Origin of the sequence: Mycolicibacterium vulneris, assembly GCF_002104765.1 — a bacterium.
GTDB classification, from domain to species: Bacteria; Actinomycetota; Actinomycetes; order Mycobacteriales; family Mycobacteriaceae; genus Mycobacterium; species Mycobacterium vulneris.
Window position 1 is genome coordinate 1 of sequence record NZ_NCXM01000006.1, and the last position, 12,361, is coordinate 12,361.

Annotated in this window: 10 protein-coding genes and 1 pseudogene; 9 read left to right on the forward strand and 2 right to left on the reverse strand. The window is 62.2% G+C overall.

What is annotated here, in order from left to right; translation table 11 throughout:
• Positions 1 to 296: 296 nt before the first annotated feature.
• Together B8W69_RS07145 and B8W69_RS07150 are read left to right on the forward strand one after the other, a co-directional pair.
• A pseudogene (locus tag B8W69_RS07145) lies at positions 297 to 503 on the forward strand (hypothetical protein); the annotation flags it as partial.
• A gap of 316 nt (positions 504 to 819) precedes the next feature.
• Positions 820 to 1,491, forward strand: coding sequence for a CAP domain-containing protein (locus B8W69_RS07150; RefSeq protein WP_026071529.1), 672 nt, complete (start codon positions 820 to 822; stop codon positions 1,489 to 1,491).
• 89 nt (positions 1,492 to 1,580) lie between these two features.
• Here B8W69_RS07150 and B8W69_RS07155 read toward each other — a convergent pair whose 3' ends face one another.
• Both B8W69_RS07155 and B8W69_RS07160 read right to left on the reverse strand, forming a co-directional pair.
• Positions 1,581 to 2,039, reverse strand: coding sequence for a lipoprotein LpqH (locus B8W69_RS07155; RefSeq protein WP_036390507.1), 459 nt, complete (start codon positions 2,037 to 2,039; stop codon positions 1,581 to 1,583).
• 280 nt (positions 2,040 to 2,319) lie between these two features.
• A complete protein-coding gene (locus B8W69_RS07160) occupies positions 2,320 to 2,868 on the reverse strand; it encodes a TetR/AcrR family transcriptional regulator (protein ID WP_009953709.1) in 549 nt (182 codons plus the stop codon).
• Between the two features lie 1,458 nt (positions 2,869 to 4,326).
• Here B8W69_RS07160 and B8W69_RS07165 point away from each other — a divergent pair.
• Genes B8W69_RS07165 through B8W69_RS07195 form a run of 7 tightly spaced genes read left to right on the forward strand, consistent with a single transcriptional unit; the run spans position 4,327 to position 12,361 of the window.
• Entirely contained in the window at positions 4,327 to 5,115 is a 789-nt protein-coding gene (locus B8W69_RS07165; protein WP_009953710.1) for an MlaE family ABC transporter permease, read from the forward strand.
• A 32-nt stretch (positions 5,116 to 5,147) separates the two neighbouring features.
• A complete protein-coding gene (locus B8W69_RS07170) occupies positions 5,148 to 5,996 on the forward strand; it encodes an ABC transporter permease (protein WP_009953712.1) in 849 nt (282 codons plus the stop codon).
• A gap of 6 nt (positions 5,997 to 6,002) precedes the next feature.
• The gene (locus B8W69_RS07175) at positions 6,003 to 7,472 is read left to right on the forward strand and encodes an MCE family protein (protein WP_083175138.1); all 1,470 of its coding nucleotides are present in this window, start codon (positions 6,003 to 6,005) and stop codon (positions 7,470 to 7,472) included.
• A 38-nt stretch (positions 7,473 to 7,510) separates the two neighbouring features.
• Positions 7,511 to 8,539, forward strand: coding sequence for an MCE family protein (locus B8W69_RS07180; protein WP_009953715.1), 1,029 nt, complete (start codon positions 7,511 to 7,513; stop codon positions 8,537 to 8,539).
• Positions 8,536 to 9,861: an MCE family protein gene (locus B8W69_RS07185; protein ID WP_011724857.1), complete on the forward strand. Its 1,326-nt coding sequence runs from the start codon at positions 8,536 to 8,538 to the stop codon at positions 9,859 to 9,861. The genes B8W69_RS07180 and B8W69_RS07185 overlap by 4 nt, the downstream gene beginning before the upstream one ends.
• Positions 9,858 to 11,204, forward strand: a complete 1,347-nt coding sequence (locus B8W69_RS07190; RefSeq protein ID WP_110881864.1) for a virulence factor Mce family protein — start codon at positions 9,858 to 9,860, stop codon at positions 11,202 to 11,204. The genes B8W69_RS07185 and B8W69_RS07190 overlap by 4 nt, the downstream gene beginning before the upstream one ends.
• A 26-nt stretch (positions 11,205 to 11,230) precedes the next feature.
• Positions 11,231 to 12,361 (forward strand): MCE family protein, encoded by a 1,131-nt coding sequence (locus B8W69_RS07195; protein ID WP_085289223.1) that lies wholly within the window; start codon positions 11,231 to 11,233, stop codon positions 12,359 to 12,361.

Here is a 12,361-nt window from a genome sequence, read left to right on the forward strand (position 1 = left end):
CGTCGATCACCTTCTACACCAAGACCAAAACCGTGACGTCGCGGTGGCCGTCCGGCATCAAGGACGGCGCCGAATTCAGTATTCCGACCATGAATTAGGCGAGCCCTTGTAAGCAACCACTTTCAATCAACCGAGCAACTTTCAACCTCGAACTGGTGACGGAGGCCGTCGAGGCGGCCGCCGCAGCCGGCCGGCAGGCGACCACCAGCGCCCAAGCCGCGGCACTACTCGGCCTACCACGGGCCATGGAATCGGTGCCGCGTAACGATTGCGGATTCGAAATCGGTTGCGGGACAATGATAAGAGAGAGCTGGTTAAAGAGTTACGATCTGGTGATCCGGAACGGCTCGATCGTTGACGGTTTATAGGGGAGTGCCCGATCGGGGCTACGTCGCGGTGCGTGGTGGTGTCATCGTGGCGGTTGGTTCGGTCGATGTATGGGCACGCGTGAGATCGATGCGGCAAGCCTGTTGGTCACGCCCGGGTTCATTGACCTGCACACCACAGCATCTGAGCTGCTCGCAAGGTAATCCTGGCATCGAGCGGACGCCTCGTGCCGATGACAACATTGTTTAGCCCGCCTCGCCAGTCGGGATCGCAGCTGGCACAGACAAGTGCTTAAATAGATATTCATTTAAGTAATAAAACCTCTAGACGACGTCGCGGCGTCGTGGGTAGCCTACATGCATGTCAGGCTCGTTTCGGTCCTGCAACGGCTAGCTGAGGCGATCCGATCAGCCAGGCCGGCACTCGGTCGCAGCGCGTCCGCCGCACAGCACCGTCGACCACCGCTGGGTGGCTAACAAGGAGGACTTGGACATGCAACGTCGGCCGCACCGGCTGCCTGCCTTGGTTGTTACCGCCGGCGCTCTGTTGAGCAGTCCCGTCGCGCATGCGGACAATGACAACAACACGCTCATACCGAACAACAAGCGGCTCAATGACAGTGTCGTCGCCAACGTCTTCACCGTGCAGCATCAAGCAGGCTGCAATAACGACGTGAGAATCAGCCCCCAGCTGCAAGCCGCTGCGCAGCGACACACCCAGGATTTGTTGAACAACCGGGCCCTCGATGGTGACATCGGTTCGGACGGGTCTAGCCCACAAGACCGCGCCAACGCGGCTGGTTTCCATGGCCCGGTGGCCGAGACGGTGGCGATCAATCAGTCAATCGCGATCAGCGGCAATGACTTAATCAACCGGTGGTACTACAACCCCGACTATTTCAAGATCATGTCCAGCTGTGCGAACAGCCAGATGGGGGTTTGGTCGCTGAACAGTCCGGATCGTACGGTCGTGGTTGCGGTCTACGGACAGCCACAAGCCGATCCCTCGGGACGGGGAGCAACACCACTGAACACCGATGGACAGAACATTCCGCTCGATCCCAGTCCTGACTATGACGCCAGCGATGAACTCCAGTTCGGTCTCAACTGGTTCCCGTGGATCCTGAGGGGCGTGTACCCGCCGCCGGGCAATCCTCCGCAGTAGAGCGAGATTCGTCTATCGGTAGCAAACGCGGGTCAAAAGCCCGCACATCAACGTAATTCGGCCATAGGTCGCTAGGTCGCTAGGTCGCGTTAACACGCGACCTTGATTATGAACGTGTCGGTTGCCTTCAGGCTGGGATTATCGGTGTCAAAGCCCTCGGCACGTCCCCGGATGGTGTAGGTGTATCCGTGCAGGGCTACATCGGCGGCGCCCTGGAGGTCTTCGGCGTAGCCGCCGGTGAAGCCGCCCAGGTCGCTGATGTTGACCGACTTGGCGGTCAGCGCACTTCCGTTGGAAATAAACGCTTTTGTGCCTGCCGCGGTGTCACCGATAGTAACCGCAGTGAGTGATCCCATCGGAATGCACTTCACAGCGTGGGTCTCCGGAAGGGCATGATCGTTGATCGTCACCTGTGCGGTTTCTGGGGGCAATGTTCCCGGAGGTGCGGCTGCGCGGGGCGTTGACGAACATGCACCGACACTTGCTGTTATCACGACGATCGCGGATGCGTTACGGAACCGCTTCTGCACGAGCGCACCCCATTTCATCTCGCCGCCATCCCGACTCCGAATTAGAGCAAGGTCGCCACCGCTGTATTTCGGCGTCGGCTTGCCCGGTGCGGCGAGCGGTCGGCTTGGTCAAAACAACGATATCCGACTTTGGCATCGTGGTCACGGCTATCGCGATGTATTCGTTGACAACCGTTTTCGTCTGTGGGTCGGTGATCAGCCGTCATCGTGGTCGATTGCGCGTCCTCTTAACGAGGACAACAAGATTGAAGAGCTGACGGTGTAGCCGGCGCAGCCGTGACTTGATCTCGGCGAGAGGCTATCGCCGAGGGGTTAGCGAGGCGACGAGCAAGTTGCGCAGTACGCCCTCATCACCACCGTCATCGGGGTCGGCGGGCTCCGCGATAAGGCTGAAGTTGATGCGGACGATCCAGCGGGCGAGGGTGTCAGCCGGGACATCTCGGCGAATATCGCCGACAGCGGCAGCAGCCTCGAGGCGCCGCACCAGCGCGTCAGCGAGCTTGGCTCGCCACAACTCGGAACCTTCGGCGGCATGATAGGCAGCGCCGACGGCTTGATGGTCGTCGACTAGTGATCGCATCACCGGTGAGCCACGGGCGATGTCGATTCCCCGCATGCATGCGGCGACGAGCTGAGTCAGGAAGGGCTCGTCAGTCTGCCAACATTGTTCAACGGCGTGCAGGGTAACGGTGAGCACTCGCATGAAGGAGGCCGCCAGCAGAGCGTCCTTGCTCGGGAAGTAGTAGTACACCGTCGACCGGTGCACGCCAGCGCGCCGGGCGATGTCGCCCATCCGGGTGCGCACAGGCCCCTTATCCGAGTAGCAGGAATCGGCCGCGGTCAGCAACCGTTCGCGCGCCTCATCATCTGCCGGCGAGTCCGCCCCGGCTGGCCTCGGGCGACGGCCTCTGGATTGGGCGGTCACACCAGCACACTACGGCCTCGCAGCTGTGTCGGTGACGCGATGCGAATGTCTCGGCGAGGACTCGCTGGCGGTTTAACTGCGCTGCGAGAGGTGGCGGCGCCACCGGTTGTTCCCGGCGAGTGAAGCTCAACCGGCCTTGGCGGCTGCCCGGAATCTCGGCGATGGGGCAAGCCCACATCCAGATGAGCCGGGCTCTACCCCCGACCAGTTAACCGGGTAGCAACTGTCCGGCAGCGCACCTGACTCACTGCGGCTCAGCAGTGCAGAGTTCCCTCGAGATTCTCCAGTAATGCTCCGAATAATGAGCTAACGATACAAACCGATATATAGATAACTATTTAGCTTTAACCGTCACTTCTGTCAGCCCTTTTGTGCGCTGGATCACTGCCATCCGCGCTACAGAGTAAGGCTCAGGCGAGAGGTCGGTTAGTCAAGATCGGCGATTAATTGCCACGCATGCGGGGGTTGGTGTTGACCCATGCTGGTATACCCGCGTGAACAAGTTTTCGCCCGAGTGTTAAGGGTCGCGCTGACGCCAGAAAGTTCGTAGCCCTACCTTGCGGTAAGCGCAGCTCAGGACCCCACCGGTGGCTCGACGCGCTCTGTGCGGGCCTGGGATATGGAGACGCGCCGGTGTGCACTCGATCCCGCTCAGCGGCGGGCTGTGATGGTGGATATGCAAGGGATGTATCCATACTTCAGTGAGCCGGTTTACGTCGCAATCCCTTTATTGGTTCCGGTGCGCAATAAGAAACGAGGTTTAAGCATCCTGCTCTGCAATAAAAGGTACTGTTTACCGTCTGGAATGAACTCAGTTAAGGTGATTACTGTAGATAGATCTGCGAACGTATAGCGCGCAGTTCCTGGATATTATTCCTAAATTATGGTCAAATAGTGTAGTTCGTAGCAAACTTTATGGCCCTGGACTGGTCGCGATGCGGGTGATGCTGGGCGTGGGAGCGTCCAGCCCTGGCCGATGCGGCCGAGCACCTGGCCCTTGCAATATCTACGAGGTCTGATGGGTGCTGTGCTGTTCGACACGGGTGTAGCGAGCCAACCTGACACGGCCTTCCCGTTTGCGAGTATTGCGACATTTCAGCCAAAATTGTCGGAACCCACAGCAAACCAACGCAGTTGCGCTCACGTCACTTAGCCGGTTTGTCCAAAATGGCGTTCGTCGATGTTGCCTTGCCTTAATGTAATGGTGTACCGTCCCGCTGTGCTCTGGGCCACACCGTTTCGAAAGGGAGCAGCACGTCGTACCGCTGCGGGGAGGATTCATCGTCTAATGTCGGCTCCGACTGGTTACAAACGAGTGCGCTAGTGGTAGTCGCGGACACAGCACCTATTCCCGCCTTGACCGCTCCGCCAGAGGAGGGCGTGGTGGTCGAGTCTCCGGGAACCGCTCGGCTGGCCGTTGCCGGCAAGCCGCTACGCGAGGTCGGCAGCTACTTCGCATTGACCCTCGACATCTTCACGCAGCTGGTGCGCCCGCCGTTTGCTTGGCGCGAATTCATCCATCAGGCGTGGTTCGTGGCTCGGGTGTCGATCGCCCCGACGATCTTGTTGTCGATTCCGTTCAACGCGCTCAGCGTCTTCATCATCAACGTTCTGCTCGTGGAGATCGGCGCCGCCGACGCATCAGGTGCTGGGGCTGCGTTGGCGAGCGTGGCATACATCGGCCCGATAACCACGGTGCTGGTCGTTGCGGGTACCGGCGCTACTGCGATTTGTGCTGACCTGGGTGCTCGGACCATCCGCGAAGAGCTCGACGCGATGCGGGTGATGGGGATCAACCCGGTGCAGCGACTGCTGGTACCCAGGGTCTTGGCGCTCTGCCTCAACGGGTTGTTGCTCAACTCGATCAACACCATCGTCGGGTTGGTCGGCAGTTTCTTCTTCTCGGTCTACTTTCAGCACGTCACTCCGGGTGCGTGGGCGGCGAGCCTGACGCTACTGGTCAAGATCGCCGACGTGGCCATCGCCTTCTTCAAGGCGGCTTTGTTCGGCCTGGTTGCTGGGACCATCGCCTGCTACAAGGGCGTCACGGTTGGTGGGGGACCCCAAGGTGTCGGCAACGCGGTCAATGAAACCGTGGTGTACACGTTCATGGCGTTGTTCGTGATCAACGTCGTGCTAGTCGCGGTCGGCACGAAGGTGACGATGTGACCGCGGCCCCCGCCCGACACCGCCCGACAAGCGTGATTCCCGCACCGCCGCGGTTGGCACGATTGTCGATCACCCTGCACCGCTTGGTCGCCGGCTGGAATCGGCTGGGAAGCCAAACCGCGTTCTACGTCAAGGCGCTGAGTCTGGTGTGGGATGCGGTCGCCCGCTATAAGGCTGAGACGCTGCGCCTGATCGCCACTATGAGTCTGGGGATCGGTGCGCTGGCCATCATCGGCGGGACCGTGGTGGTCGTCACCACACTGGTCATGTCGACCGGAGCGTTCATCGGTATCCAGCTCTACCGATCACTGTCCGATGTGGGCGTGGAGGCTTTGAGCGGTTTCGCCTCGGCCTACCTCAACACCCGTTTCGCCGCGCCGCTGACCTCGGCCATCGGGCTTGCCGCGACTATCGGCGCCGGAGCCACCGCGCAGCTGGGAGCTATGCGCATCAACGAGGAGATCGACGCTCTGGAAGTGATGGGCATCCGCGCGATCAGCTACCTGGCATCAACGCGAATCGTAGCCGGCGTACTGGTTACCGTTCCTTTGTGGTGCCTGTCCTCGCTGGCCGGATATCTGGCGACGCGAACGCTGGTGGTCGTCGCCTTCGGGCAGGCACCCGGGGTCTATGACCACTATTTCAACACCTACCTGCAGCCCACCGACTTGATCTGGTCACTGCTGCAAGTGATAGCGACGGCAACGGTCGTGATGCTGGTACACACCTACTACGGTTTCAACGCGACCGGCGGCCCAGCCGGCGTCGGCGAAGCTGTCGGCCGCTCGGTGCGCGCCTCACTGGTCGTGGCGGTAACGGTGCAGTTGGCGGTGGCAATGGCCGCCTACGGCGTGTCCGGCAACTTCAACCTGTCTGGATAGCACGCGATGAAGAAGATGCAACGTGAAGCCGGCCTTCCCCCGGCGCTGTGGACTCTCATCCTCCTTGGCACGATCACCGGCTTGGTCGTGCTCACGGTAGCGGCGTTCAACAGAGACCTGAGGCCCTATGCGAGGGTGACCCTCACCGCCGACCGCTCCGGTCTCATCATGGAACCCGGCGCCAAGGTGAAGTTGCGCGGCGTTCAGGTCGGCCGGGTTACCTCGATTCACTCGGGCGATCCCGTGACGCTGCGGCTGGAGCTCTACCCCGAGCAGCTCCAATACATCCCGGCCAACGTAACCGCCCAGATCACCGCCACCACGGCGTTCGGGGGCAAATACGTCGATCTTCAGATACCTGAAAGCCCGAGCCCCAGACGCCTGGCGGCGGGCGCTGTCGTGCGATCACGCAACGTGACGACCGAGGTCAACACCGTGTTCCAGAACCTTGTCGCGGTGCTCAACCAGGTCGACACCCCCAAGCTGAACGCCGTACTCACCGCGCTGGGCGACGGGTTGCGCGGCAAAGGGGAGGCCCTCGGTGAGGCGACCACCGACCTCAACGAAGTCCTCGAGGCGATCAATCCCCGCAGCGAGACGATCCGGGCCGACTTTCGCGCACTCAAAGGATTCAGCGACACCTACAGCTCCGCCGCACACGACATCGTTACGGTGCTCGATGCGGCCAGCACCACCAGCGCCACCGTCAGCAACAATGCTCAGGCCCTGGACTCACTGCTGCTCAACGTCGTTGGACTCTCCCACAGCGGCATCGGTTTGATCGGCCCGAACAAAGACAACCTCGTGCACGGCGTCAACTTGCTCGAGTCGACCACGCGGCTGCTGATGAAGTACAACCCCGAACTGACCTGCACGCTGGTCGGCTCCAAGTACGACGCCGAGTTTTTCGGCGACGTATCGGGCGGCCACAACGGGTACTCGGTCACACTCGACGTCGCCTTGCTGCTTGGTGACGAGGCGTACCGATACCCTGACAACCTCCCGATCAACGGAGCCAAAGGCGGCCCCGGGGGACAGCCCGGCTGCGGAGCGTTACCCGACGTGTCCAAGAACTTCCCGCTGCGCTACCTCGTCACCAACACCGGGTGGGGGCGCGGCCTGGACATGCGACCCAACCCCGGCATCGGTTTCCCCGGATACGTCGACTACCTGCCGGCCACCCGTGGAACACCGCAGCCGCCCAGCCTTCGCCATCCGGGAGGGACGGCACCTGGTCCGATTCCGTACCCGGGTGCGCCACCGTACGGAGCGCAGCAGTACGCGCCGGATGGAACGCCGCTGTATCCGGGGTTGCCGCCCGCGCCTCCGCCGGGACGACCGCGAGATCCCGGCCCGCCGCCTGCGGGGTCGGAACCGTTCACGCCGCCAGTGCCGGGGGCGATCCAACCGACCTGCGGCGTCCTCAACCAGGTGTGCGAACCGCTGCCACCGCCACCAAATGTCCCGGGGCCATGACTGCCCACCGCGTTGAGAAGAGTTAGGGGAGGGCAGACATGAAAGAGAACCTCACCGGGACACTGTGGCGCCTCGCCATCTATGTCGTCGTCTCTGTCCTGGGCATGTTCACGCTGGTCGCCCTGTTCGGGCAGCTGCGCTTCCAGTCCGAGAAGACCTACAAAGCGCAGTTCGCGAACGTGTCGGGGTTGGAGGGCGGAAACTTCGTCCGTATCGCCGGTGTCGAGGTCGGCAAAGTCAAGAACATCACCGTCGAGCCCGACTCCACGGTCCTCGTCGAATTCACCGCAGCAGAAAAGGTCGTGCTCACCGAGGGCACCAGGGCCGCCATCCGTTTCGCCGACCTCACCGGCGGCAGGTACGTGGCACTCGAAGAGGGAGCGGGCAACATCAGGCGACTCAGTCCAGGCGCGACCATCCCCCTAGCCCGTACCGAACCGGCACTCGATCTGGACGCGTTGATAGGCGGTTTCCGGCCACTGTTCCGGGCGCTGGACCCAGACCAGGTCAACAAGCTGACCGGGCAGCTGATCGCGGCCTTCCAAGGTCAGGGCGGCACGATTGGCTCATTTCTCACCCAGGCCGCCGCACTCACCAACACCTTGGCCGACCGCGACCACCTGATCGGTCAGGTCATCGTCAACTTGAACACCGTGCTCGGTTCGCTCGGCGGCCAAAGCGGCCAGTTCGCCCGTGCCGTCGACTCCCTCTCCGAACTGGTAGCAGGCCTTGAAGCCCGCAAGCAGGACATCAGCAACGGCGTGGCGTACGCGAACGCCGCCGCCGGGTCGATCACCGATCTACTGGCCCAAGCCCGCCCGCCGGTGAAAAAGGTGGTGCACGAGGCAGATCGCACCGCGGGGACCATGCTGGCCGACCGCGAGTGGCTCGAAAAGTACCTCGACCACTGGCCCGACGCCTTCAAGATACTGAACCGGCAAGGCTTATACGGAGACTTCTTCAGCTTCTACCTGTGTGACATCGTGCTCAAGCTCAACGGCAAGGGCGGCCAGCCGGTGTACGTCAAGGTGGCCGGCCAGGCCAGCGGCAGGTGCACGCCGCGATGAAAACGTTCTCCGAACGCAATCCGTTCATCATCGGCGCCATCGGCCTGGGCGCGGTTTTTACACTCATGTTGGTGTCCCTGAACTACGACAAGCTGCCGTTTTTTCATAGTGACAGAACGTATTCGGCATATTTCGCCGAAGCGGGCGGCCTGGAGCCCGGTAACCACGTGCAGATATCGGGTTACCGGGTCGGGCAGGTCGACAGCGTCGAGCTGGACGGACCGCGCGTGCTGGTCACGTTCACCGTCGCCAGCAATCTCCGCCTCGGTGAGCGCACCGAGGCAGCGATCAAATTGCGGACCGTGCTGGGCAGCAAGGTCCTCGAGGTCAGCCCTCGTGGCGAGGGGCAGCTGACCGGACCGATCCCGCTGCAGCGGACCACATCTGCCTACCAGCTGCCTGACGCGCTAGGCGACCTCACCGCGACGATCAGCGGTCTTAACACCGACCAGCTGTCGAAATCGCTTGCAGTGCTAGCCAACACCTTCACCGACACCCCGCCCGACCTGAAGGCCGCGGTGCAGGGGGTGGCGCGCTTCTCGCAAACCCTGGATGAACGCGACGGCCAGTTGCGGACCCTGCTGAGTAACGCCAATAAGGCGACCACAGTGCTGGCCGAGCGCAGCGACGAAGTGGCCAAGCTCGTCCGCGACACCAACGCCCTTTTGAGGCAACTGAGAAGCCAAAGCAGCGCGCTGGAGCAGATTTCCAACAATCTTGCTGCGCTGGCCCGCCAACTCAAAGGCTTCATCGCCGAGAACCGCGACACGCTGAAGCCGGCCCTCGACAAGCTCAACAGTGTGCTGGCGATCGTCGACAACCGCAAGGAGAACGTCCAGAAGGCGCTCGTCGGGCTCAACAAGTACGCCTTGGGCCTGGGGGAATCAGTGTCGTCCGGGCCCTTCTTCAAGGCCTATGTCGTAAACCTTTTCCCCGGACAGTTTGTGCAGCCGTTCATCGATGCGGCGTTCTCCGACCTCGGCCTGGACCCGAATGTGTTGCTGCCCAGTCAACGCGCCGACCCGCAGGTTGGCCAGCCAGCGACACCGCCGCTGCCGATGCCGTTCCCGCGGACCGGTCAGGGCGGGGAACCGCGAATGACGCTGCCCGACGCCATCACCGGCAATCCGGGCGACCATCCGTGCGGTTCTCCCGGCGCAGCCTCGTCGGGGCCCGGCTGCTACCCCTACCGGGAGCCCCTTCCCGCGCCGCCCCCCGGTGGGCCGCCGCCAGGGCCACCCGCGCAGCCGGGTCAAGGCGCGGGGCAGTCAGCACCGTTGCCGGGGCCCGCACAGCCGGGCGAAGGGGGTGAGGGACGATGAGTCCCCGCAGCGCGAGGATCGGTGTGGCCATCGCTCTCACAGCGGTACTGCTCGGCGGAATCGTCACCGTCGTGCGGTCGGCTGCAGGGGTCGGTCGCACCACCGTCGTCGGATACTTCGCCAACAGCACTGGCCTCTACAACGGTGACAGCGTCGTTATTCTCGGTGTGCCGGTCGGCAAGATCGAGAAAATCGAACCGGAACCGGACCGTGTGCGAATCACCTTCTGGCTCAACGACAAATATAAGGTTCCCGCTGACGTCAAAGCTGCCATCCTCTCGCCGTCGCTGGTGACGCCCCGGTCCATCCAGTTGACCCCCGCCTATACGGGCGGCCCTGCACTGGCCGACCATGCGGTGATCCCGCAGCAACGTACCGCGGTGCCGGTGGAGTATGACGACTTCCGCCAGCAGCTGGAGAAGCTGACGCAGGTGCTGCAGCCGACCGCACCGGGTGGAACCAGCACCTTGGGGGCGTTCATCAACACCGCGGCCGACAACTTGCGAGGCCAAGGCCCAGACATCCGTAAGACGGTCATCGAACTTTCGCAGGCGATTTCAGCGCTCGGCGACCATAGCAATGACCTGTTCAGCACCGTGAAAAACCTGTCCATTCTGGTCTCCGCGCTGCACGACAGCAGCGACCTGCTCCAACAACTGAATCAGAACCTTGCGGAGGTCACCGGTCTGCTCGCCAATGACCCCAACGAGGTCGCCAATGCCGTCCGCAACCTCAACGACGTGGTTGGCGACGTCCGAGGCTTCGTGGCCGAGAACCGCGACGCGCTGGGTACCACGTCGGACAAACTGGCGTCAGTGACTCAAGCCGTGACCGACAGCCTCGGCGACGTCAAGCAACTTCTGCATACCGCGCCAACGGCCTTTCAGAACTTCCTCAACATCTATCAACCCGCACAAGGGACGTTGACCGGTGCGCTGGCCTTCAACAACTTTGCCAACACGATCCAATTCCTTTGTGGGGCAGTAGAAGCCGCATCACGTCTAGGCGCCAAGGAATCAGCGAAGCTGTGTGTGCAGTACCTGGCGCCGATCATTAAAAACCGCCAAGTGAATTTTCCGCCGCTGGGCGAAAATCTCTTCGTCGGGGCCGCGGCGCGCCCCAATGAACTCACCTATAGCGAGGACTGGCTGCGCCCGGATTATGTTCCGCCGCACCCTGACTCCCCGCCAACGGGAGACGCCCCGGCACCGCCGGCCGCCGGGGCGACCCCGGCTGAAGCCCCGCCGCCGGCGGCGGATGCGCCGCCGCCTGCGCAAGCGGCGCCAACGAACCCGGCTGAGGGATTACGCGGAATGATGATGCCGCCCGGAGGTGGACAATGAGCCAATCACCACTTCGGCGTCGCGTGATGGCGGCGCTACTGGCGGCGGTGGCGCTCGCAACACTGTCCGGCTGCGGGTTTCGGGGCCTGAACTCGTTCAATTTGCCGGGCACCAAAGGCGGCGGCCCGGGCGCGTATACCATTCGGGCGCAGATGCCCGATGTGCAGAATCTGCAACGGAATTCGCGGGTCCGGGTAAACGATGTGACGGTCGGCAATGTCATCGACATAGAACTCCAGGGTTGGAATGCGCTGGTTACCATGACGATCGACGGCGATGTCGCCCTACCCGCCAATGCAACCGCTACCCTCGGTCAAACCAGCTTGCTCGGTTCGGTGCATGTCGAACTGGCGCCTCCTGCGGGAGTAGCGCCGCAGGGCAAGCTGAAGAACGGGTCGTTGATTCCGCTGTCGTCGGCTGGCGCCTATCCGTCCACCGAGCGGACACTGGCCGCCGTGTCGCTGCTGCTCAACGGCGGCGGCCTGGGTCAGGTTCAAGACATCACCAAGACGTTGAGTACTGCTTTCAGTGGGCGCGAACAAGATCTGCGAAACCTGCTGAATCAGCTCGATACATTCGTCGGCTACCTCAACGACCAAAAAAGCGACATCATCGCCGCAACGGACCACCTCAACAATCTTGTCGGTCAATTTGCCGATCAGAAACCGATTATCGACAAGGCACTGAAGACCATTCCGCAAGCATTGACCGTGCTCAAAGACGAGCGAGAAAACCTCGCCAACGCCCTCGGTGAAGTCGGCCAGTTGAGCGCGCTCGCCGCTGACTCGGTTAACAAGACCAAGGAAAACCTGATCAAGGAATTGAAAGACCTTGGCCCCGTGCTGCAATCGCTGGCCGACGCAGGGCCGGCGTTGACCCGATCGTTAGGCTTCCTCGGGACATTCCCCTTCCCCGCGGAGACGCTCAGCAAATGGATACGTGGCGACTACGCGAACTTGACGGCGGTAATCGACTTGACGCTGAGTCGGCTCGACGCGTCGTTCTTAACCGGCACCCGCTTCGAGTGCAATCTGACTGAGCTTGAGTTGCAGTGGGGCCGCACCATCGGGCAATTGCCCAGCCCCTGCACCGGGGGCGGGCCGTACAACCCTGGCAACCCCTTGGTTGTTCCCTACCATTTCGACCAGGGGCGCTGA

Coding starts and splice junctions, on each gene's coding strand:
- B8W69_RS07150 (WP_026071529.1), top strand. CDS start 820: ATGCAACGTCGGCCGCACCGGCTGCCTGCCTTGGTTGTTACCGCCGGC.
- B8W69_RS07155 (WP_036390507.1), bottom strand. CDS start 2,039: ATGAAATGGGGTGCGCTCGTGCAGAAGCGGTTCCGTAACGCATCCGCG.
- B8W69_RS07175 (WP_083175138.1), top strand. CDS start 6,003: ATGAAGAAGATGCAACGTGAAGCCGGCCTTCCCCCGGCGCTGTGGACT.
- B8W69_RS07180 (WP_009953715.1), top strand. CDS start 7,511: ATGAAAGAGAACCTCACCGGGACACTGTGGCGCCTCGCCATCTATGTC.
- B8W69_RS07185 (WP_011724857.1), top strand. CDS start 8,536: ATGAAAACGTTCTCCGAACGCAATCCGTTCATCATCGGCGCCATCGGC.
- B8W69_RS07190 (WP_110881864.1), top strand. CDS start 9,858: ATGAGTCCCCGCAGCGCGAGGATCGGTGTGGCCATCGCTCTCACAGCG.
- B8W69_RS07195 (WP_085289223.1), top strand. CDS start 11,231: ATGGCGGCGCTACTGGCGGCGGTGGCGCTCGCAACACTGTCCGGCTGC.